Genomic DNA, 22721 nt, shown 5'->3' on the forward strand with positions numbered 1-22721 from the left:
TATTCTTGTAAAAGCAAGAATGATTTGGAGGGATATACGTATGTTTATGTCATATGAAGAATATATGCGTCAAGTCGTACAGCCGATGCGTGATGAATTAGTCAGCGGTGGCTTTAAAGAATTACGTACGAGTGAAGAAGTCGAACAATTTATGGAACAAGTGGAAGGGACGACGTTTGTTGTTGTTAATTCCGTTTGTGGTTGTGCGGCAGGGCTTGCACGTCCAGCGGCTATTCAGGCGGTACAAATGAGCGAGAAAAAACCAGACCATCTTGTGACTGTATTTGCTGGACAAGATCGTGAAGCGACGGCTAAAATGCGTGAGTATTTCGTTGGCATTGAACCTTCTTCACCATCGATGGCTTTATTAAAAGGAAAAGAAGTTGTTCATTTTATTCCACGCCACGATATTGAAGCAAATTCTCTTGAAAATATTATGCAAAATATTATGCAAGCGTTTGAAAAACATTGTTAAGGGTGTCCAATTGACATCCTTTTTCTTTTGAGGTGAACGTATGATTGTGACGACAGCCGGCAGAACAAACGAACAGATGATTGAAAAAGCGAGGCAAATTGCGCTGGAATTACAAATTTCATATATACCACGTCGAAAACGATCCATTGCTGCGATCCAAAAACAAATACATGAGCCAATTCTTGTCGTGGGAAAAGAAAGATTAGAAATCCATTTGATTAACGGAGATGAACCGTTATTTTTCCATCCAAATTCTGCTTCCTTTCGTGCGAAGCGTATTTTAAAAGGGGAAAGTGAACCGTTTTTACAAGCGACGAAATTACAAAAAGGGATGACGTTTTTAGATTGTACGCTTGGATTAGCAGCTGATAGCATAATCGCTAGCTTAGTTGTTGGTGAGGAAGGAAAAGTGGTGGGAATTGAAGGGAGTGCACATATCGCTTACCTAACAAAGCAAGGGTTGCGTCATTGGGAAAGTGATGTCGTTGAACTGAATGAAGCGATGCGACGAATTGATGTACATCATGCGGATTTTCGCTCTTTTTTAGCGCAATGTGATGATCAATCATATGATGTTGTTTATTTGGATCCGATGTTTGAAGTAAGTATTGATGAAGCCGATGGAGTAAGGGGATTAAAACAGGCAGCGCTATATACGAATGTTACAGCAGAAGATATCGAACAAGCGAAACGAGTAGCTCGACAACGAGTTGTACTAAAAGATCATTGGCAAAGTTCACGTTTTGAGCAATTTCATTTTTTCGTTTATCGAAGAAAAACGGCAAAATTTCATTTTGGTACGATTGAACTTTCATAAATGACGCAAAATAAGACAGTAGGAGGTGAATGAAATGGGGAAACGAAAAAAAGATGCTTCGAAAACAGGATTAAGTTCACCAGAGATCAAAGGACAAGGTACGACTGAACATGAAACAGGAAACATTGAAGTAGATTCGAGTCGCAAAAAAACAAAGCGCATGTAAACTACCACATGATCGTGGTAGTTTTTTTTGTAAAAAAAGAAATTCAACTACTTTTCTAACAATTATATTCATTTTTTCTTTACAATCTTAAAAAAAAATTTTACAATTGAATGGGTCCTCTCCTTTAACCCTTTTCCCGAACGAAGTTGAATACGTTTTACAGCAAAAGACGCAAAAATTGATGGAGGTGTGGATGTGTCAATGACGAAAAAAATTTTACTAGGAATGTTTGCAGGAATTATCGTTGGACTCGTTTTCAACTTAGCTCTTCCAATAGAATGGTTTGACCTCGCAAAAACATATGTACTTCATCCGCTTGGAACGATATTTATCAACTTAATTAAGCTTCTTGTTGTTCCGATCGTGCTTGTTTCATTAATTTTAGGTGCAGCTGGTGTTGGAGATCCGAAAAAACTCGGCCGCATCGGTATGAAAACAATCTCATTCTTTTTAGTTACTACTTCCCTTGCACTTATGATTGCTTTAACATTAGGATCTGTCATTCGCCCAGGAGAAGGGAACTTTAATTTAGAGGGGGCATCGTTTGAAAAGAAAGAAGCTCCGCCAGTTGTAGATACATTATTAAACATCATTCCGACTAATCCATTCCAAGCGATGGTAGAAGGGAACATGTTGCAAGTTATTGTTTTTGCGATGCTTGTTGGAATGGCTGTTGCCCGTCTTGGTGATCGAGCGAAACAAGTACGAGTCATTGTAGAGCAGACAAATGATCTTCTCATGTACTTAGTAGAATGGGTGATGAAGTTTGCTCCATATGGTGCATTTGCGTTAATTGCTGTCGCGATCGGTGGACAAGGATTTGACGCAATTGCGGCGATGGGAAAATATATGTTTGCTGTATTGTTGGCGTTATTTATTCATTTCTTCGTTGTGTATGGTATGGCGGTATGGACACTTGGAAAAATGAGCCCTCTTGCGTTTATTAAAGGATTTTCCCCAGCCATGGCTGTTGCGTTTAGCACATCGAGCAGCAATGCCACGTTGCCAGTATCAATGGAAATAGCGCAAAAAAATTTAAACGTTCCAAAAAGCATTAGCGGTTTTGTGCAACCTCTTGGGGCGACGATTAACATGGATGGAACAGCGATTATGCAAGGTGTTGCAACGATGTTTATCGCACAAGTGTATGGTGTAGACTTAACATTTAGCGATCTTTTGACCGTCATTTTAACGGCAACACTTGCGAGTATTGGTACAGCAGGCGTTCCAGGTGTTGGTTTAATTATGCTTTCTATGGTGTTAACATCCGTTGGTCTACCTGTTGAAGGAATTGCACTCATTTTAGGTGTTGACCGCTTACTTGATATGACAAGAACAGTTGTAAATATTACAGGTGATGCGGCATGTGCAGTCATTGTTGCAAAATCAGAAGAAAAATATGAGAAAGCGAGTTAAACGAGGGGATACATCCCTCGTTTATTGCTTATAATAAATGAGATGGGAAGGACAACGGCAGTCAGATGAACCAAATTTTTTCACGATCCATTGTCCGTTATATTGTTGAAAAAGCTGTTGGGCACGTGCGCATTCATTAAGTTCAGAAGAATATGTTTGGACGTGTGTGATCTCACCGTACGGCCGAATGTAATCGATGTGCCATCGTTTTCTTTTTTCTACCTGTATGTGACGTTGAATACGCGATTGAATATTTCGTTTGGCACTCCCTACATAAATATAGTTCCCTTTTGGAAATAAAAACGTACCTAATTTTCCAACTTCAACGATGGTGTTTCTATCGATCGTAAAGAAAATCGCATAAACGGTATGTTGGTTGTTGAACATTTTTTCCACCTCTCGAAAATTTGTCATTGAAAAATGAAAATGTTAGCACTACAATAAAAGAAGCGTATGTATAAAAAAAGGAGATGACGTTATGCTTTCGAATATCGGAGTACCTGGCTTAATTTTAATCCTTGTCATCGCTCTTGTCATTTTCGGACCGAAAAAGCTACCTGAAATCGGACGGGCTTTTGGTGAAACATTGCGTGAGTTTAAAAAGTCAACAAAAGGACTGCGTGATGAAGTATTAGAGGAGCTTGATGAAAAGAAAGAAGCGCGTAAATCATAAGGCGGCAACAATGTGTTGCCGTTTTTAACATGGAAAAAGGTTGGTGTTTACGCTCGTGGAAGAAAAGAAACGATATGAAGATAAAGAGATGACGCTAGTCGAACATTTAGAGGAATTACGCAAACGCGTGTTTATTGTTGTTGGAGCACTTATTTTATTTTTTATTTTAGGATTTGTTTTTGTGCAAGATTTATACCGTTGGCTTATTGCTGATTTAGATGTGAAGCTAACGATTTTAGGTCCGACCGATATTTTATGGGTATATGTCATGTTAGCTGGCGTGTTTGCCATTACAATGACGATTCCTGTATTCGTTTGGCAAGTATGGATGTTCGTGAAGCCGGCTCTTACACCACGGGAGCGAAAAGTAACGCTGTCATATATTCCAGCTACGTTTTTACTATTTGTACTCGGCTTATGCTTTGGATACTTTGTTGTATTACCTATGGTTTTTCATTTTTTAATGAGCCTCGGCGGAGATCTGTTTGCAACGATGTTTACAACAGAGAAGTATTTTCGGTTTATTTTGAACATGACGATTCCGTTTGCGATATTGTTTGAATTGCCGATTATCGTTATGTTTTTAACAAGCATTGGCATTATTAATCCATACGCGTTACAAAAAGTAAGAAAATACGCGTATTTTGTATTAGTCATTATCGCGGTCACAATTACACCGCCAGATTTTATTTCTGACTTTTTAGTAACGATCCCATTGCTTTTGTTATATGAAGTAAGTATATCAATCTCAAAATTTGTGTATAAACGAAAAGAAAAACAGTTGGAGCAAGAAGCGTCTTCCGAATAGAAGGCGCTTTTTTATTTACCTACTTATTATAATAAAAACTATTTTCATGTTGTTAATATATTTAAGAACATTTTGTTACAATTATCCCATGAAAATAACATAAAGGTAAATAATGATATATAATTAACTGTAAACGTTATCATGTGAAGGGGAGGAGCTATGTGAAAAGAAAGACAATTTTAGAAGAAGTGCTTGATCGCGGTTTTACGAGACGCGATTTTTTAAAAATGTGTACAGCACTTGCTGCGACAATGGGGCTTGATTTTTCACAAACGGATCAAGTGGTTGCAGCGATGGAAAAGAACCAGCGCGTCCCGGTTATTTGGCTACAGTTTCAAGACTGTACAGGGTGCTCTGAATCATTTATTCGTTCGACGCATCCAAAAGTGGAAAGTGTGCTGTTAAATATGATTTCTCTCGAGTATTCGGAAGCGCTCTCTGCTGCTTCGGGGCATCAAATTGAAGCTGCGCTAGAACATGTTCTTGAACATTATCCAGGAGAATACATACTTGCAGTGGAAGGAAGCTTGCCAACAGACGATGCATTTTTAACCGTTGGTGGCGTATCGGCCAAAGAAACGTTTCTTCGCGCTGCTAAAGGAGCAAAAGCGATTATTGCATATGGAAGCTGTTCATCGTGGGGAGGAATTCCTGCGGCATATCCAAATCCAACGAAAGCCAAACCGATTACGTATTTTGTGAAAGATAAACCTGTTGTATTAGTGCCAGGATGTCCACCAATTGCAGAAGTCATGACAGGTGTCATTGCGCATATTATTACGTTTGGGAAACTTCCAGAGCTTGATCATCTTGGCAGACCAAAAGCATTTTATCGTCATCGTATTCACGATAAATGTAATCGTCGCGCATATTTTGATGCAGGATTATTTGCAGAATCGTTCGATGATGAAGGAGCAAAACAAGGATATTGCTTATATAAAGTAGGTTGTAAGGGGCCAACAACATATAACTCCTGTGCGGAAATGCGCTGGAACGGTGGGGTGAGTTATCCAATTCAATCCGGCAATCCATGCATCGGTTGCTCCGAGAAAGGTTTTTGGGATAACGGTCCTTTCTTCGTTCGTCGTGCAAAAATTCCTGCATCTCAAACGACGATTAATCCAGAAACGGTCGGAGCGATTGCGGTTGGTGTGACCGCTGCAGGTGTCGCTGCCCATGCTGCGGTAACAGCAATGAAGAAAAAAGATGAACATCATGATCGAGGTGAATAAAGATGACAGAGCGTATTGTTGTCGATCCAGTAACACGAATTGAAGGACATTTACGCATTGAAGTAGATGTTGATGACAGTGGTGTGATTCAAGAAGCATTTAGTTCGGGTACAGCCGTTCGTGGCATTGAGTTAATTGTGCGAGATCGCGATCCACGAGATGTTTGGGCATATGTGCAACGCATTTGCGGTGTTTGTACAACAACTCATGCGTTAGCTTCAATCCGTTCCGTTGAAGATGCGCTTGATATTAAAATTCCAAGAAACGCACATTTGATTCGTGACATTATGAACGCGGCCGTTTTTTTACATGACCATGTCGTTCACTTTTATCATTTACACGCATTTGATTGGATTGACGTATTAAGCGCACTTAAAGCAGATCCAAACGAAACAAGCCGTATTGCTCAGTCGCTTTCTAGTTGGCCAAAATCGTCTCCAGGTTATTTTAAAGACATTCAAATGAAAGTACAAAAAGTTGTGGATAGTGGACAACTCGGCATTTTTGCAAACGGCTATTGGGGGCATAAAGCATATAAGTTACCACCTGAAGTGAATTTACTTGCTGTTGCCCATTATTTAGAAGCGCTTGATTGGCAAAAAGAAATCGTGAAAATTCATACGATTTTTGGAGGAAAAAACCCACATCCTCACTATGTCGTCGGTGGGATGGCTACGCCAATTGATATTAATAGCGATAATGCGATTCATGCCGAACGTTTGATGCATGTTTCGCAAATTATTGATCAGGCAGTAGAGTTTGTAAATAATGTTTACATCCCAGACTTATTGGCGATCGGCTCATTTTATAAAGATTGGACATATGGTGGCGGTTTAAACAACTATTTATGTTATGGAGATTTTTCAACAGGCGATATTCGAGACGTTCACTTATACCGTTTCCCACGTGGTGTCATTTTAAATGGAAACTTCAACGAAGTGCTCGATGTCGATCCGAAAGATCCAGAACAAGTAAAAGAGTTTATCGATCACTCGTGGTATACGTATGACGGAAAAGAAGGGGGCGTTGGTAAGCATCCGTGGGAGGGTGAAACATCGCTTCGTTATACAGGACCAAAGCCACCGTTTAAAACATTAAATACAGATAAAAAATATAGCTGGTTAAAATCTCCAAGATGGAAAGAGCATCCGATGGAAACAGGGCCACTTGCACGCATGCTCGTTGGCTATGCTTTAAAGAAAGATGAGTTTGTCGGATTAATAGATGACACGTTGAAAAAATTAAATTGGCCGCTTGAAGCGATGCGTTCAGCACTTGGTCGCACAGTAGCGCGCGGACTTGAGTCGATTCTTGTTGCAAAATGGATGCGTGACGACATGGACGCATTATTGGCGAATATTCGTAATGGAAACCAAATTACATTCGATCGAACAAAATGGGAGCCAAGTACATGGCCAAAAAAAGCGAAAGGAGTCGGATGGATGGAAGCGCCACGTGGAGCGCTAGGTCATTGGATTGAAATTGAAGATGGAAAAACGAAAAACTATCAAGCAGTTGTGCCGACAACGTGGAATGCTTCACCGCGTGACCATAAAGGACAAATTGGTGCGTACGAAGCATCTTTAAAAGGAACGCCATTGCTTGATAAAGAAAAGCCGTTAGAGATTTTGCGCATCGTCCATTCGTTCGATCCGTGTTTAGCATGTGCGGTTCATTTAACAGATCTTGAATCGAAACAAACGACTCATATTCGTATTGGGTAGGAGGGGAGTGTATGTCGATCCCGACAAATCCAAAAATTGAACAAAAACGGACGGAAGTCATTTGGAAGCGGTCACGAAAAGCAAAATATATTGAATTAAACGATCACATGGTGAAAGTGTACGTATGGGAGTTACCTGTTCGTATTTTTCACTGGATTAATGCTTTTTCTATTCTAGTGTTAATGATTACGGGCGTGTTTATCGGTCGCCCGTTTGTGTCCGCATCTATTCAAGAAGAGGCATATTATTCCTTTTTAATGGGGTGGGCGCGCTATATCCACTTTTTTGTTGCTTTTCTTTTTACTATTAATTTAGCTGTCCGTTGGTATTGGGTATACAAAGGAAATGAGCATGCGACATCGAATCCGTTTCGCCTTTCTTTTTGGAAGGAAGCGTTTGAAACAATAAAATATTACTTATTTATGAAAAACAATAAAAAACATTACATCGGACATAATCCACTCGCCCAATTAAGTTATTGGATTTTTATTGGTCTTGGATCGATCATTATGATGCTTACAGGTTACTATTTATTATTTGAACCACAACCAGAATCAATTTATGGAAAAATGTTTATGTGGGTCGCTCATTTATTTGGTGGCGATAGCTATTCTGTTCGCTCTTGGCATCATCTTGTAGCATGGGGGTTTATCATTTTTACTGTTGTACACGTATATATGGCATTTCGCGAAGACTATTTACAACGAAATGGAACGATGTCATCCATTTTTACCGGCTATAAACTAGAAAGAAAAAAAGAAGCATTAGGTGAACACGATGAAAAATAAAAAAATAACTGTTCTCGGAATAGGAAATTTACTATATTCCGATGAAGGAGTAGGTATTCATATTTTGCCTTTATTAGAAGAAAAATTGGCGAAATATGACGAGGTAGAAGTGATTGAAGGTTCAACTGATGGGATGCGTTTGCTTGGGACAATTGAAGAAACAGAGTATTTGGCAATTGTCGATGCTGTCAATGCAGGGAAAGAAGCAGGAACAATCGTTACGTTAATCGATGATGAAATACCCACATATTTTGGAATTAAAATGTCCATTCATCAACTCGGTTTTCAAGAAGTGTTGTCAGCCGCAAAAATACGTCAAACATGTCCAAAACAAATGGTTTTATTTGGTGTTCAACCTGCATCTTTATGTCTCGGATTAGAGTTATCACCAATTGTCCAAGCACAACTTCCACACGTTGTTGAGCGAGTTGTTCACCAAGTGGAGAAGTGGTGTCGTACACCATGAATCGCCTGCAATTTTTAAAAATGATGCGTAATAGTTTAATTGAAACGATGAAAGAAGCTTCCGCCCCATTATTAGAAGACGAGGTGGAAAAAGTGAAGAAATTATTTTCTAATCATCGCACGTGGCATGCTATTGGCCCGTGCGATGATATATGTGACGTTGAAATCAAAACTGTTGATCGCCTCCCGCTCGTTGTTTACAAACATGAAGGGACGTTATATGTAAGAAAAGCTATTTGTTCACATTGTCAAGTCATGCCGCATTATATTCAGCAAGATCATCGTTTTATTTGTTTGTATTGTGATCGTGAATGGCATGTATTTTCACAAAAAGGAACGTTGCACATGCCGCTTCTCCCTACAAAACGGGAAGGAGATGAGTGGTATGTGCAAATAGAAAGGGATTCTTATGCATGAGATGGCGTTAATGGGAGAAATCGTTCAGTTAATCGAGCAAGATGCTCAAATGAAAAAGATAAAAGATGTAAAAAAAGTAGAATTGCTTGTTGGCACGTTAAGCAATGTGCTTCCGGATGCATTACAATTTGCGTTTGATGTGTATAAAATGCAAGCAAATAACTGTTTAACAATGGATGCTGAATTGATCATTCATATAGAGAAAGCGAAAGCAGTTTGCGCGATTTGTGGAAGCCAATATGAGCCCGTGACCAAAATTGCTCAATGTCCAGCATGTTTACTTCCGAGTGGAAACATTGTAGCAGGAGAAACATTTCGTATATTGGCATATGAAGGGAGTTTGACGCATGAAAATTACATTGGAAGTTGATGTATTAACAAACAACAACCGTGCAGCTGCGTTTAACCGTCAATTATTTGAGGAAACGAATACGCTTGTCATCAATATAATGAGCTCACCGGGTGCAGGGAAGACAACCATTTTAGAGAAGACGATTGAAGCGTTAGCAAATGAGTTTCGTATCGGTGTCATTGAAGGGGATTTAGCAACAGAAAAAGACGCAGATCGCATTCGAGCCCTTGGCGCGCAAGCCGTACAAATTAACACGCACGGGGGGTGTCATTTAGATGCTCGCATGATTGCGGCTGTTTTACCACAATTTGATTTTCAACATCTTGATATTTTATTTATTGAAAATGTGGGAAATCTTGTTTGTCCATCCGGTTATGATTTAGGACAGCAACATAAAGTAGCTGTGTTAAGCGTACCAGAAGGGAATGACAAAATCCCAAAATATCCAACGATGTTTATGAGAACAGAGCTCGTTTTACTAAATAAAATTGATTTACTACCGTATCTTGATTTTGATGTCGAACAAGCGAAAGAAGATTTATCATGTATTCATCCACAGTCTAAGTTGCTGCCGTTGTCAGCAAAAACGGGTGAAGGAATGGATGAATGGTTACATTGGATTCGAGAAGGGGTTGCCCGATGCAAAAAGCAGTCAATATCACAGTGAAAGGACGAGTGCAAGGAGTTGGCTTCCGTCCTTTTATTTTCGCACTTGCCCAGCGATATCAAGTAAAAGGAACAGTCCAAAATAATATGGATGGGGTTTTTATTCATATAGAAGGCGATGCATATGCAGTTGACCAGTTTATTCACTCTTTACCGATGGAGGCACCGCGGCTATCTCGCATCGATGAGATGGTTGTAACTTTATCACAATGGCGTGCTTTTAAAGATTTTTCTATCATTCCGAGCGAACGAACAGGAAGTTCTTCGCTCGTCATTCCAATTGATACGGCTGTTTGTGAAGATTGTTTACGAGAAATGTATGATCCAAATGATCGTCGGTATCGCTATCCGTTTACGAATTGCACACAATGTGGCCCTCGTTATACAATCATTGAACAGTTACCGTACGATCGTCCGTTTACATCGATGCGCTCGTTCCAAATGTGTGAACGATGTGAACAAGAGTACAAAGATCCTATGAACCGTCGCCATCACGCTCAGCCTATTGCTTGTCCAACATGCGGTCCATCTGTTGCATTATTGATGCCAGATGGGCAAGCGCTGCAAGGAGATGCCATTGAACAAGCGAAGGAATATATTCGTGCTGGGGCGATTGTTGCGGTGAAAGGATTAGGTGGATATCACCTAGCTTGTGATGCGACAAATGAACAGGCTGTTCGACAATTACGAATACGAAAACAACGGCCTCATCGTCCGATAGCTATCATGGCAGCTTCCCTTCATATTGTAGAACAATGCTGTCATGTAACTGTGGAAGAAAAACAGCTGTTAACTTCGCCGGAAGCTCCCATTGTTGTTGTTAAACAAAGAAAAAACACAATGATTGCTCCATCGGTTGCTCCGGGGTTACAAACAGTTGGAGTGATGTTGCCGTACACCCCACTTCACCATTTGTTGCTTGATGACCGATTGCCTATTGTCGTGATGACCAGTGCGAATCGTTCAGGGGTGCCAATGATATACGAAGATGAACAAGCTTTACGTGATTTGCAAGGCATTGCTGATTATTTTCTTGTACATAATCGTCCGATTGTTCACCCTATTGATGATTCTGTTGTTCAAATAGAGAGTGGCAAGATTCATTTTATTCGACGAGCGCGTGGCTTTGTTCCTGATCCGCTAGAGACGAAGTATGACGTTCATGAAATTGTAGCACTTGGTGGGCAACAAAAAAATGTATTTGCGTTTGGAAGACATCATCAAATTTTTTTAGGACCTTATATTGGTGACCTAGAGCATGTAGAAGTCGTTGAACATTTCCAAAGGGAATACGAACATTTACGCACTTGGATGGGAGTGACACCAAAAACAATCGCTGTTGATTTGCATCCAAACTATGAAACGTGGAATATCGCAAAACAATGGCATACCGATATTGTAGCTGTCCAACACCATCATGCGCATATGGTTTCGTGCATGGAGGAAAATCACATATATTCTCCTTGTTTTGGCCTTATTTTAGATGGAACAGGATACGGAGAGGACGGACATATATGGGGGTTTGAGCTACTGTACGGAGATGCTTCACAATATAAGCGGCTCGGGCATTTAACGTATACGCCGCTTCCAGGTGGAGAGCGTTGTATAAAAGAACCGTGGCGTACAGCAGTCGGCATGCTCGGATATTATTTCGGTGAACAAGGATATGTTCTGGCGAAGAAGCGATTTACCGAACGAGCAAAAGAGATACATGTATTAAAACAAATGGTCGAAAAAGGGCTACACTCTCCTTTAGCAGGTACGTGCGGGAGACTATTTGACGCTGTGAGCGCCTTTTTGTACATTTGTACGCATAGTACGTATGACGGGGAGGCGGCTGTTCGACTTTCTGAATTCATTGATGATGCAAAAGTATACGAAGCTTACCCGTTTTATATCAGAAAACAGGATGAATGGGAAATTGATTTGGCAGAGATGTGGCGAGCGATATGGGAAGATGTTGAAGTCCGTGAGCAAACGAATATCATTGCTGGTCGCTTCCATGAAACAGTCGTGCAAGCGTCTGTTGAATTAGTTCGTTTAGCTTTACAGCAATATCCAACGTACGAACGAAATATCGTATTATCAGGAGGAAGTATGCATAATCGTTATATCGTTAAACGTCTTCGTCAAGAACTCAATAAACTTGGATTGCGTGTTTACACGCATCAAAAAGTACCGTGCAATGATGGAGGACTAGCTCTTGGACAGTTAATCATTGCAGCACATAGGAGGAATCGTGTATGTGTGTAGGAGTACCAGCAAAAGTGTTACATATTGAAGGTTTTTCCGCACGAGTAGATGTCATGGGATCACAGATGGATGTTGGAATCATTTTTGTTCCTGAAGTCAAAATTGGCGACTATGTCATTGTGCATGCTGGACAGGCGATGTCGATTATTGATGAACAGTATGCAAAAGAAAGTTTGGAAGAATGGAGGAAGCTAGTCGATGCTAGACGTGATGGATAGCCCAACTCGTTCAGCGCTCAGTCGAACGTTGTTAAAAGAAGTACAGACGTTGGCAAATCAGTTTCAACAAACGTTTGGACGGATGCCTTCGTTTATGGAAGTGTGCGGTTCACATACGATGGCACTTGCCCGTACGGGGGTAAAAAAAGCGCTCGAAGGATACGTTCGTCTCATTTCTGGTCCCGGTTGCCCTGTTTGCGTCACTGATCAAGTAACAATTGATGCAATGATTTCTTTGACAGATGGTGCGGATCGAATCATTTGCACATTTGGCGACATGATGCGGGTGCCTGGATCTTATGGAACGTTGATGCAAGCGAAGACAGAAGGAAAAGATGTGCGTGTCGTCTATTCTCCAGTTGATGCGGTTCGTATTGCTGAACAGCATCCGTATCAAGAAGTTATTTTTTTAGGGATAGGATTTGAGACAACTATCCCGATTTTAGCAGCAGCAGTAAAAGAAGCAGAAGAAAAACAAGTGAACAATTTTTCCATGTGGATGTCGACAAAGTTAGTGGAGCCAATTTTGCGGCAATTACTTCACGATGGAGAAGTGTCACTAGACGGTTTTTTACTGCCTGGGCATGTATCCATGGTGATGGGAAGAGCTCATTTTGAATTTTTAGCAACAGAATACAATATGCCTGCGGTAATTAGTGGATTTGAAGCATTAGATATGTTAAGTGCTATTCGTCATTTATTAATATTGGCACTCAAACAGCACGCTATTGTATTAAACGATTATAAAAGTGTAGTGAATGAACAAGGAAATGTACAAGCGAAATATTGGATGAACCATTATTTCACATTATGCGATGAGGCGTGGCGCGGTATTGGGGTGATTTCACAAAGCGGAATGGATTTTAAGAAAGAGTATGATCGGTTTAACGCAAAGGTGAAGTTTTCTGTTTTAACGCGCCAACCGCGTCGAACAAAGTGTCGGTGTGGAGAAGTCATTCGTGGGCTTATCGATCCACCACAATGTGTATTGTTTGGAAAAGCATGTACACCGCTTCAGCCCATTGGACCTTGTATGGTGTCATCAGAAGGTAGTTGTGCAGCGTATTATCAATATATGAGGGAGGAGTAACAAATGGAGCGAATAACGCTCGCCCACGGAGACGGGGGACAGTTAGCTCATCAGCTCATTGCGGATATTTTTGTTTCTATGTTTCATAACGATCGTCATGCAAAATTCGATGCGGCTACGTTCACGTTGGATCTGCATGAGCTAGCAATGACGACGGATAGTTTTGTCGTTAAACCTCTTTTCTTCCCAGGCGGAAACATTGGAAAGTTAGCGGTAGCTGGAACAATGAATGATTTGGCGGTCGTTGGAGCGATCCCAAAAGTCATGACTTGTAGTTTTATTATCGAGGAAGGGTTTCCCATTTGTGATTTAAAAACGATCGTGCAATCGATGGCTGAAGAAGCAAAAAAAGCAAATGTGGCGATTGTTGCGGGCGATACAAAAGTCGTTGAACGTGGTAGTGCAGATGGATTATATATTAATACAACAGGGATCGGGGTCATTTCCCATCCGCTTGAGCCTAAAATGTGTGAAGGGGACTCGGTCATTGTCAGCGGTTCAGTTGGTGATCATGGAGTAGCTATATTAGTGGCCCGAGGAGAATTAGGTCTTGTATCAACGGTGGAGAGCGACTGTGCAACATTGTACCCGCTCATTGCCAAAGCGTTACAAGCAAGTCAACGCATTCGCCTGATGCGCGATCCAACCCGCGGGGGATTAGCGACTGCCCTTGTAGAAATTTGTGAAGATTTTGGGGTAACGATTGAATTGGAGGAAGAACGTATCCCTGTAAAACAAGAAGTGGAAGGAGCATGTGAATTGCTCGGTTTTGATCCGCTCTATTTGGCCAATGAGGGGAAAGTGGTCATGATCGTTCCAAAAGAAGATGAACAGGCTGTTCTTGATGCCCTGCGTTCTCAACCTGAAGGAAAAGAGGCCGCTGTCATCGGAACTGTTCGAGCAACAAACAAAGGTCAATTATTGTTGCGAACGCCGCTTGGCACAACACGAAGATTATATCGATTAACAGGATTAATGTTGCCTCGTATTTGTTAAACCGTAGGGGAAAATCCTACGGTTTTTGTCTTTCCTACTTTTATCGTTTATGTCATAATAAATGACAGTATATAAAAAAGGGTGAGGGTGTCATGAAGCAATATTTACAATTACTTGAAGATATTTTGCAAAACGGTGTGTATAAGGACGACCGTACGGGAACAGGGACAATTTCTGTATTTGGACGTCAATTGCGTTTTGATTTACGCGAAGGATTTCCTTTACTTACAACAAAAAAATTACATATTCGTTCGATTATTCATGAATTACTTTGGTTTTTGAGCGGGGATACGAATATTCGTTATTTAAAGGAAAATGGTGTGACGATTTGGGACGAATGGGCAGATGAAAACGGAAATTTAGGACCGGTGTATGGAGCTCAATGGCGTTCATGGAGAGGAGCAGACGGCAGAACAATTGATCAGATCAGCCAAGTGATTGAACAAATAAAACACAATCCGAACTCACGCCGTCTTTTAGTAAGCGCATGGAATGTTGCGGAATTAGATGATATGAAGCTGCCTCCTTGCCATTATGCTTTTCAGTTTTATGTGGAAAACGGGACGTTATCGTGCATGTGGCAACAGCGATCGGTTGATACGTTTTTAGGTCTTCCGTTCAATATCGCAAGCTATGCACTACTTACACATATGGTTGCTCAACAATGCGATCTACAGCCAAAAGAACTCATTTTTACTGGCGGTGATGTTCATTTATATATGAATCATATCGAACAAGCGAAGTTACAACTAACGAGAGAACCTCGCCCACTTCCGAAATTAGTCATTAAACGAAAACCAGCGTCTATCTTTGAGTATCGCTTTGAAGATTTTGAGATTGTTGATTATCATCCGCATCCGCACATTAAAGCGGATGTGTCTGTGTAAGGGAAGTGAGTCAATTGATTTCTATCATTGTTGCGATGGATCGAAATCGAGTCATTGGTTGGAACAATACATTGCCTTGGCACTTACCGGCGGATTTAGCTTATTTTAAACATGTAACTATGGGTCATCCGATTGTCATGGGGCGAAAAACATTTGAATCGATCGGCCGCCCGCTTCCTGGAAGAATAAACATCGTACTCACACGGGACAACACGTTTTCAGCTGATTCGAATGTTCAAGTCATTCATTCAATTGATGACATTGAGCAAATAGAACAGCAATATGGGTGTGTGTTTGTTATTGGAGGGGCACAAGTGTTTGAACAAGCGATGCCGTTAGCCGATCAATTGTACGTCACACACATTGACGGAACGTTTACAGGAGATACATTTTTCCCACCAATTGATGAAAAGCAATGGGTGCTTCGTACCGCTCGACAAGGTGTGCAAGACGAAAAAAATCGTTATCCACATACATTTTGTATATACGAACGAACAGCTCGTTAATTGGCGAGCTTCATCTTTTTGAATAATTTTTAGAAAATTTACTTTTCTTTATTCGAAAATATGATATATTTTAGAATAACATAATTTTGACAACGAAATTATAAACAGAAAGGAAACGAGAAAATGGAACAACAAGTAAAACGAAAACATGGCGTGTATGTAGAAGATATTTTAATTGCTTATCAAACGTTAAAAGATGTCGTGTATCATACCCCTTTACAAAAAAATGAGTTGCTTTCAGAACGTTATGACTGTCATGTATATTTTAAACGGGAAGATTTACAAGTCGTTCGATCGTTTAAAATTCGTGGCGCATATTATCGAATGAAAAGTTTATGTGAAAAAGAAAAGAAAAATGGAATTGTTTGCGCAAGTGCAGGCAACCATGCGCAAGGGGTAGCTTATTCATGTCGAGCGCTTGGGGTGCATGGGAAAATTTACATGCCATCTACAACTCCGAGACAAAAAGTATCACAAGTACAGTTTTTTGGTCGAGAGTTTGTCGACATTATTTTAGTTGGCGATACATTTGATGATTCCTATGAACAAGCACTTATTTGTGCAAAACAAGAGCAGCGAACATTTATCCATCCATTCGATGATGAAGCTGTAATTGCTGGGCAAGGAACAGTGGGTGTTGAAATTTTGAATGATTGTGAAGAAGCGATTGATTATGTGTTTGCAAGTATTGGTGGCGGGGGGCTGATTTCTGGTGTTGGCACGTATATCAAAAGCATTTCACCAACAACGAAATTAGTTGGCGTCGAACCCGAAGGAGCTCCTTCCATGAAAAAATCTTTTGAAGCAAAAGAAGTCGTCACTTTAAGTGACATTGACCCGTTTGTAGATGGCGCGGCAGTGAAACGTGTGGGGGAGAAAACATTTGCATTAGCAAAAGAAATGGTTGATGATATTATCGTTGTTCCTGAAGGAAAAGCATGCACAACGATTTTGCAACTTTATAATGAAAATGCGATTGTAGTCGAGCCAGCTGGAGCATTGCCGGTTGCTGCGCTTGATTTATATAAAGAACATATTCGTGGCAAGACCGTTGTTTGTATTATTAGCGGAGGAAACAACGATATTGGGCGCATGCAAGAAATTAAAGAGCGCTCTATGATTTATGAAGGACTTCAACATTATTTTATTGTGAATTTTCCGCAACGTGCTGGCGCTTTGCGTGAATTTCTCGATGAAGTATTAGGACCAACAGACGACATTACACTCTTTGAATATACGAAAAAAAATAATAAAGACAGCGGCCCTGCTCTCGTTGGCATTGAATTAAAATGTCGTGAAGATTACGGTCCGCTTATCGAACGAATGAAGAAAAAAGGTTTTCCGTTTATGGAAGTGAAGAAAGATAGCAGTTTGTTCCATTTGCTCATTTGACAAAAATTTTTTATAAATCGATGACGAAATGTGACATACTTCAACATAAAAATCGTGTATAATATAAGTAAATCGGTCAAAAAAGAGGATTGATATTTTGTTATTCAAAAGCCTAGAGTTTAAAAACGTAGATGGGCAAAAAGTAAAAATTATCGAAATTCCGGTATTGGAGGACGATAACCCTTATCAATTTATGGTAAAAGTAAGGTTGCAAACGTTTATTGCACAAGTGCATGCTAGAAAAAGTCCAAAGAAGGTGTATTCATTTAAAGAATATTTAAAACGTGTGTTAAAGTGGCCGGTGTACGAACAAATATTTAAATCTGAAATTTTGAAAAACAATGCATAAATGATAAGGAGCTGTTTTGCTATTGTGCAAAATCAGCTCTTTTTTTTTCAAAAAATTTTATGAAAACAGCGACATATAGGAGGATTTTATTATATAATTTCACCGTACGAAATTTTAGAATGAAATATGGGAAGTGGAAAAATGAGTAAAGTGAAGATTGTAACAGATTCTACGGTAGATTTAACAAAAGAAATGATTGAGGCGTGGGACATTCGCGTTGTACCATTATCCATCTCTATTGATGGACAAACATATGTAGATGGTATTGATTTAACTCCACAACAATTTATCGAAAAAATGAAACAAGCAGATGAACTTCCAAAAAGTTCTCAACCGTCTGCAGGACAGTTTTTACAAGTATATGATGAACTCGGAGAAGCAGGATATGATGTCATTTCCATTCATATGACAGGAGGAATGAGCGGAACGGTGCGCTCTGCAGAGAGTGCTGCGGCTATGACAAAAGCCAACGTTACCGTCATTGATTCCCGCTTTATTTCTCTTGCGCTCGGCTTTCAAGTATTAGAAGCGGCAAAAATGGCGGCAGAGGGAAAAACAGTAGAAGAAATTGTTTCGCGTCTTGATACGATCCGCGAGAATACACATTTATTTGTTGTTGTTGATACACTTGAAAATCTCGTTAAAGGGGGACGCATTGGACGCGGAAAAGCGATGATTGGTTCGTTATTAAACATTAAACCGATCGCCTCGTTAGAAGATGGTGTATATACACCTGTAACAAAAGTTCGTAGCCAATCTCAAATTGTAAAATTTTTAACAAGTCAATTTGTTGAACATACGAAAGGAAAGATGATTCGAGCAGTGGGGATTGCTCATGCGGAAGCAATAGATTTAAGTGAACGATTAAAACAGTCGATTGCGGAAGCAACAGGATGGACACAAACCGACATCGTGTATACAACCCCAATTATTTCTACGCACACGGGTCCGGGAGCCATCGGATTTATGTATTATACGGAGTAGGAGGCGTTAAAAGTGAGACGTATACGCTTATGGGCGTTTGTTTTATTCCTGTCCTTGCTTGTTGCTTGTCAACAAGCAATTCCAGATGCAAAAAATTGGCCAATCGAAGATTTCACATTTATCGATCAAAATGGTCAACAGTTTGGTCTAGCTGATTTAAAAGGAAAAGTATGGGTGGCTGATTTTATTTTTACGCGATGCGCTGACGTTTGTCCTCCAATGACAGCAAATATGGCGAAATTGCAAAAAATGGCCAAGGAAAAAGGATTAGACGTTCATTTTGTTTCATTTAGTGTTGATCCTGAAAACGATACACCGGATGCATTAAAGGCATATGTTGAGAAGTTTCAAGGGGATATGAGCCATTGGCACCTACTTACAGGATACACACAACAAGAAATTGAACGTTTTGCTCAAAAAAACTTTAAAGCTGTTGTAAAAAAACCGCAAGAAGGGGATCAGGTCATTCACGGTACAGATTTTTATCTCGTTGATCAAAATGGGACGATCGTGAAGTACTATAGTGGCTTAAACGATGTGCCTTACGAAGAAATTTTAAAGCATATTGACATGTTACAACAATAGGATATACAGACAAAAATGATGATTCAGTCATTTTTGTCTTTTCTTTTATAGAGAGGGGATTTTCTGTGAACAAATTTCTTCTTCTATTTCTTTGCGCGTGTTTAGTCGGATGTTCTTCTACACCAACAATTATGGAAGAGAAAGAACAAGTACAAATAAAGCCGCGTGATTTACGAATTGTGGCGTTAGGTGATTCATTAACCGAAGGGGTAGGTGATGAGGAAGGCGGATATGTTGCTTTCATTGAGCAATATTTAGAAAATCGTGACGATGTGAAGAAAGTGTTTGTTCACAACTTTGGTAAACGAGGATTACGTAGTACACAACTTGCAGATGTCATTATAAATAACGAATCGGTCATTCAGCAAGCAGATCTTATTTTTATCACTATTGGTGGAAATGATATGATGAAGGTTGTTCGTTCACATTTTTTATCTTTAACATATGATTTGTTTGTAAAGGAACAACAGGCGTTTGCTTCCCGGCTTGATGAACAACTGCAACTTCTTCGCCATATCAATCAGGACGCCTATATTGTGCTTATTGGATTATACAATCCGTTTTCTTCAGCATTTCCAAATATACCAGAAATGGATGAGGTTATACACATGTGGAACGAAGGGAGTGAGGAAGTGAGTTCCCACTATGATCGTACACTATTTGTACCTATTGCAGATCTGTTTGAAGGACGTGATGATGTATTGTATGATGATCAATTTCATCCGAACAAACTAGGCTATGAACGAATGGCAAAGCGCATATATGAACATTTACAAAAACATCGTGAGTGGATAGGAGAATGAATTGTGAAATGGAAAATTTTATTTTTTAGCCTGTTAGGGATAAATGGTTTCATGATCGTGTTACTACTTTTTTATATGTTTCAGCCATTTCCTTCTCCAAATATTCCAAATATCAAAGGGGAAGGACCGATATTTACTGTTCAAACTTCGAAACAACATATGAATACCCTTATTCGTGACTATATTCAGGAGCATGGAAAAAAAGGTGAATTGTCTTATGATGTTCAATTAGCTGATCGTCTTTATATAATAAGCGCGATTCCGATATTCGGAAAACAAGTCGATTTAACGATGGTGTTTGATCCGACTGTGGATGAAAACGGGCACATTGTACTTGCCCACCCGACGATGACATTTGGACAACTTCGTTTACCCGTTCCGTATGTGCTATCATATATCGATCAACATGCGTCTTTGCCAAGTTGGGTGAAAGTGGATGCGAAAAAAGAGCGCATTTATATTGTTGTAAGCGACATCCGTATAAAAAAAGGATATATGCTCAAAGCGAAAACGTTTGATTTAAGTAAAGATGATATAACTTTTACAGTTACAATTACAAAATAGGATGTCCCACGATATGTGGGACATCCTATTTTACTCGTAACCCTTTCGGATAAAAGTTTTTTACCACTCCTTTTACTTCTTTTCCCCAACCAAGTGGATAGCCGTCAATAGTAATTAATATCCATCCTCGATCGCCATTTGTTTGTAAAGTTTCTCCTTTCATATATCGGATACTTTCTTCAAACGTGAGCGGAAGGTGTGCTTGTGCTTGTTGTTTTGTTAGTGCCATAGCTAAAGCGTGGTTTGGTTCAAAGCGATTTTTTTTCCATTCTCCTATATGGAGACCAGGGCGAACGACTTTTAAGCCGTCTAAACGCGGGCATAAATAAGGGAGAGCAAATATATGCGTCCCAAATGCGTAAAGCGTCCCGTCTATTGTCGTTTGGATTGTGTTGTTTATAAACGTTTCATAATCACGCCACATCGCTTTCGATACGTTAGAAGTAGCTGTTTTTCCAGTCCATCGTTTTGCTTCTCCTCGTTTGCGCATTTTTGCAACGAAATGCCCTTCTCCTCGGAGATGATGAGGCCAAAGTCTTGCCGTATGTGCGATTTGTTCATTATGTGTGTTCGTCCAATGTGTTACACCTGGTTGAATCCCGTGTTCTTTTTGAATTGGAATGAGTTCCATATCATCGTAAGTTGCTAAAAACCAGTCAATCATTTGTTCATTTTCTTCGGGAGAAAATGTGCACGTCGAATAAACAAGTGTGCCCCCTTCGTTTAACATTTTATAAGCACACGATAAAATATGTCTTTGCGTTTGTGCACATTTTTGAACATGGTCTAAACTCCAAAATTGAATCGCTTCTTCGTCTTTTCGAAACATTCCTTCCCCGGAACATGGGGCATCAACTAAAATTTTATCGAAAAATCCTTCAAATGTTTCCGATAGTTTTTCAGGCGTTTCATTTGTCACAACAGCATTTGTAATTCCAAGTCGCTCAATATTTTCAGACAAAGCTTTGACACGTTTTGGATGAATTTCGTTTGCCAATAAAAACCCTTCATTGTTCATCATAGCTGCTAATTGTGTCGTTTTCCCACCGGGTGCTGCGCATAAGTCAAGCACTCGCTCTCTTGGAGATGGGGCAAGCACTTCAGCTACAAACATTGCGCTTGGCTCTTGAATGTAATACAATCCAGCCGCATGATACGGATGTTTTCCAGGTTGGGCATCTCGGTAATAAAATCCTGTAGAACAAAAAGGAATTGGCTCAAGTTCCCATGGACTGATGTTTAAAAATGTCGATGGTGAAACTTTTAGTGTATTCACCCGCAAACCATGAACGTTTTCTTCATTGTACGTCGCAAAAAAACGCTCCGCTTCTTCTTGAAGCAAAGCATTCATTTTTGTTATAAATTCTTCTGGTAAACGACATGTAGTCACGCTATAACCACTTCACTTTCGGTTCTGTTTTGTTTAAAATGCGTTTTATGTTTGCTCGGTGGCGATAAAACACAAAAAGTGTCAATAACGTGACGACAATACGCAATGGAATATCGTCTGTCCATATGAATGCATAAGCGGTCGCATACACGCCCGTTAACATAGATGAAAGCGAAACGTATTTTGATATATACAAAATGAGAAAAAAGACAGCTAACATCGTCATAAAAAGAACGGGTGAATAAAATAGCAACACTCCACCAGAGGTCGCAACCGCTTTTCCACCGCGAAATTGTGCAAACACCGGATATGTATGACCAAACACAGCAAACATCCCTGTAAGAAGCGGATGAACATCTACATGAAACAATACAGGTAAGCTTGCAGCTAACGTTCCTTTTAAAATGTCGGCAATTGTTACAATTAATCCTGCTTTTACACCGAGCACGCGAAATGTATTTGTTCCGCCTAAATTACCGCTCCCATGTTCACGTATGTCAATTCCGTATCCAATTTTCCCAACAAGTAGCGCGAACGGAATCGAACCGAGTAAATAACCGATGATCATAAGCAAAATGGACATTATAAGCCCCCTCTACTTCATTCATATTTCCTTTATAAAGGTCATGTTTTTATTGTAACATGCTTTTTTAAAAAATGAAGGCAGGATTATTTTTTTGCATGAAGAAATACTAGGTTATTACA

Annotated in this window: 28 protein-coding genes; 25 read left to right on the plus strand and 3 right to left on the minus strand. The window is 39.9% G+C overall.

The window, feature by feature from the left end:
• Positions 1 to 40: 40 nt before the first annotated feature.
• From ACPF7I_RS06860 to ACPF7I_RS06875, 4 genes are all read left to right on the plus strand, one after another.
• Complete coding sequence (locus tag ACPF7I_RS06860) at positions 41 to 475, plus strand: BrxA/BrxB family bacilliredoxin (RefSeq protein WP_430744151.1); 435 nt, start codon at positions 41 to 43, stop codon at positions 473 to 475.
• Positions 476 to 515: 40 nt separating this feature from the next.
• On the plus strand, positions 516 to 1292 hold the full coding sequence (locus ACPF7I_RS06865) for a class I SAM-dependent methyltransferase (protein WP_430744150.1): 777 nt from the start codon (positions 516 to 518) through the stop codon (positions 1290 to 1292).
• A gap of 34 nt (positions 1293 to 1326) precedes the next feature.
• The gene (locus ACPF7I_RS06870; protein WP_021094785.1) at positions 1327 to 1458 is read left to right on the plus strand and encodes a YuzL family protein; all 132 of its coding nucleotides are present in this window, start codon (positions 1327 to 1329) and stop codon (positions 1456 to 1458) included.
• Positions 1459 to 1659: 201 nt separating this feature from the next.
• The gene (locus tag ACPF7I_RS06875) at positions 1660 to 2874 is read left to right on the plus strand and encodes a dicarboxylate/amino acid:cation symporter (protein ID WP_430745950.1); all 1215 of its coding nucleotides are present in this window, start codon (positions 1660 to 1662) and stop codon (positions 2872 to 2874) included.
• Between the two features lie 21 nt (positions 2875 to 2895).
• Here ACPF7I_RS06875 and ACPF7I_RS06880 read toward each other — a convergent pair whose 3' ends face one another.
• Positions 2896 to 3261, minus strand: coding sequence for a GIY-YIG nuclease family protein (locus tag ACPF7I_RS06880; protein ID WP_430744149.1), 366 nt, complete (start codon positions 3259 to 3261; stop codon positions 2896 to 2898).
• Positions 3262 to 3352: 91 nt separating this feature from the next.
• Between ACPF7I_RS06880 and ACPF7I_RS06885 the strand changes: the two genes are divergently transcribed.
• From ACPF7I_RS06885 to ACPF7I_RS06985, 21 genes are all read left to right on the plus strand, one after another.
• Positions 3353 to 3547 (plus strand): twin-arginine translocase TatA/TatE family subunit, encoded by a 195-nt coding sequence (locus tag ACPF7I_RS06885; protein ID WP_009361196.1) that lies wholly within the window; start codon positions 3353 to 3355, stop codon positions 3545 to 3547.
• Positions 3548 to 3635: 88 nt separating this feature from the next.
• Positions 3636 to 4355, plus strand: a complete 720-nt coding sequence (gene tatC / locus ACPF7I_RS06890; protein ID WP_430745949.1) for a twin-arginine translocase subunit TatC — start codon at positions 3636 to 3638, stop codon at positions 4353 to 4355.
• 161 nt (positions 4356 to 4516) lie between these two features.
• Entirely contained in the window at positions 4517 to 5587 is a 1071-nt protein-coding gene (locus ACPF7I_RS06895; RefSeq protein WP_430744148.1) for a hydrogenase small subunit, read from the plus strand.
• A 2-nt stretch (positions 5588 to 5589) separates the two neighbouring features.
• Positions 5590 to 7311, plus strand: a complete 1722-nt coding sequence (locus ACPF7I_RS06900) for a nickel-dependent hydrogenase large subunit (RefSeq protein ID WP_430744147.1) — start codon at positions 5590 to 5592, stop codon at positions 7309 to 7311.
• A gap of 11 nt (positions 7312 to 7322) precedes the next feature.
• Positions 7323 to 8099 carry a Ni/Fe-hydrogenase, b-type cytochrome subunit gene (gene cybH / locus ACPF7I_RS06905; RefSeq protein ID WP_430744146.1) on the plus strand — a complete coding sequence of 259 codons (777 nt, stop codon included), beginning with the start codon at positions 7323 to 7325 and terminating at the stop codon, positions 8097 to 8099.
• A complete protein-coding gene (locus tag ACPF7I_RS06910) occupies positions 8089 to 8565 on the plus strand; it encodes a HyaD/HybD family hydrogenase maturation endopeptidase (protein ID WP_430744145.1) in 477 nt (158 codons plus the stop codon). Before cybH ends, ACPF7I_RS06910 begins: the two co-directional genes overlap by 11 nt.
• Positions 8562 to 8981, plus strand: coding sequence for a 2Fe-2S ferredoxin (locus ACPF7I_RS06915; RefSeq protein ID WP_430744144.1), 420 nt, complete (start codon positions 8562 to 8564; stop codon positions 8979 to 8981). Before ACPF7I_RS06910 ends, ACPF7I_RS06915 begins: the two co-directional genes overlap by 4 nt.
• Positions 8974 to 9351 carry a hydrogenase maturation nickel metallochaperone HypA gene (locus tag ACPF7I_RS06920; RefSeq protein WP_430744143.1) on the plus strand — a complete coding sequence of 126 codons (378 nt, stop codon included), beginning with the start codon at positions 8974 to 8976 and terminating at the stop codon, positions 9349 to 9351. The genes ACPF7I_RS06915 and ACPF7I_RS06920 overlap by 8 nt, the downstream gene beginning before the upstream one ends.
• Positions 9329 to 10000: a hydrogenase nickel incorporation protein HypB gene (gene hypB, locus ACPF7I_RS06925; protein WP_021094795.1), complete on the plus strand. Its 672-nt coding sequence runs from the start codon at positions 9329 to 9331 to the stop codon at positions 9998 to 10000. Before ACPF7I_RS06920 ends, hypB begins: the two co-directional genes overlap by 23 nt.
• Positions 9973 to 12252 carry a carbamoyltransferase HypF gene (gene hypF / locus ACPF7I_RS06930; RefSeq protein ID WP_430744142.1) on the plus strand — a complete coding sequence of 760 codons (2280 nt, stop codon included), beginning with the start codon at positions 9973 to 9975 and terminating at the stop codon, positions 12250 to 12252. Before hypB ends, hypF begins: the two co-directional genes overlap by 28 nt.
• Positions 12243 to 12470, plus strand: a complete 228-nt coding sequence (locus ACPF7I_RS06935) for a HypC/HybG/HupF family hydrogenase formation chaperone (protein ID WP_021094797.1) — start codon at positions 12243 to 12245, stop codon at positions 12468 to 12470. Before hypF ends, ACPF7I_RS06935 begins: the two co-directional genes overlap by 10 nt.
• Positions 12451 to 13560 carry a hydrogenase formation protein HypD gene (hypD, locus tag ACPF7I_RS06940; RefSeq protein ID WP_430744141.1) on the plus strand — a complete coding sequence of 370 codons (1110 nt, stop codon included), beginning with the start codon at positions 12451 to 12453 and terminating at the stop codon, positions 13558 to 13560. The genes ACPF7I_RS06935 and hypD overlap by 20 nt, the downstream gene beginning before the upstream one ends.
• A 3-nt stretch (positions 13561 to 13563) precedes the next feature.
• Complete coding sequence (hypE, locus tag ACPF7I_RS06945) at positions 13564 to 14556, plus strand: hydrogenase expression/formation protein HypE (RefSeq protein ID WP_430744140.1); 993 nt, start codon at positions 13564 to 13566, stop codon at positions 14554 to 14556.
• Between the two features lie 92 nt (positions 14557 to 14648).
• Positions 14649 to 15443, plus strand: coding sequence for a thymidylate synthase (gene thyA, locus ACPF7I_RS06950; RefSeq protein ID WP_430744139.1), 795 nt, complete (start codon positions 14649 to 14651; stop codon positions 15441 to 15443).
• A gap of 14 nt (positions 15444 to 15457) precedes the next feature.
• On the plus strand, positions 15458 to 15949 hold the full coding sequence (locus ACPF7I_RS06955; protein ID WP_430744138.1) for a dihydrofolate reductase: 492 nt from the start codon (positions 15458 to 15460) through the stop codon (positions 15947 to 15949).
• A 123-nt stretch (positions 15950 to 16072) separates the two neighbouring features.
• A complete protein-coding gene (gene ilvA, locus ACPF7I_RS06960) occupies positions 16073 to 17341 on the plus strand; it encodes a threonine ammonia-lyase IlvA (protein ID WP_430744137.1) in 1269 nt (422 codons plus the stop codon).
• 97 nt (positions 17342 to 17438) lie between these two features.
• Entirely contained in the window at positions 17439 to 17690 is a 252-nt protein-coding gene (locus ACPF7I_RS06965; protein ID WP_021094802.1) for a YpmP family protein, read from the plus strand.
• A 141-nt stretch (positions 17691 to 17831) separates the two neighbouring features.
• Positions 17832 to 18674, plus strand: a complete 843-nt coding sequence (locus ACPF7I_RS06970; RefSeq protein ID WP_430744136.1) for a DegV family protein — start codon at positions 17832 to 17834, stop codon at positions 18672 to 18674.
• Between the two features lie 12 nt (positions 18675 to 18686).
• Entirely contained in the window at positions 18687 to 19259 is a 573-nt protein-coding gene (locus ACPF7I_RS06975; protein WP_430744135.1) for an SCO family protein, read from the plus strand.
• Between the two features lie 65 nt (positions 19260 to 19324).
• Entirely contained in the window at positions 19325 to 20062 is a 738-nt protein-coding gene (locus ACPF7I_RS06980) for an SGNH/GDSL hydrolase family protein (protein WP_430744134.1), read from the plus strand.
• A gap of 3 nt (positions 20063 to 20065) precedes the next feature.
• Entirely contained in the window at positions 20066 to 20626 is a 561-nt protein-coding gene (locus ACPF7I_RS06985; RefSeq protein WP_430744133.1) for a YpmS family protein, read from the plus strand.
• Between the two features lie 25 nt (positions 20627 to 20651).
• Here ACPF7I_RS06985 and ACPF7I_RS06990 read toward each other — a convergent pair whose 3' ends face one another.
• Complete coding sequence (locus ACPF7I_RS06990; RefSeq protein ID WP_430744132.1) at positions 20652 to 22016, minus strand: RsmF rRNA methyltransferase first C-terminal domain-containing protein; 1365 nt, start codon at positions 22014 to 22016, stop codon at positions 20652 to 20654.
• Position 22017: 1 nt separating this feature from the next.
• Entirely contained in the window at positions 22018 to 22599 is a 582-nt protein-coding gene (gene plsY / locus ACPF7I_RS06995; RefSeq protein WP_009361218.1) for a glycerol-3-phosphate 1-O-acyltransferase PlsY, read from the minus strand.
• Positions 22600 to 22721: the final 122 nt, after the last annotated feature.

The sequence above is a fragment of the Anoxybacillus dikiliensis genome, from assembly GCF_050613275.1.
Taxonomy (GTDB): Bacteria; Bacillota; Bacilli; order Bacillales; family Anoxybacillaceae; genus Anoxybacillus.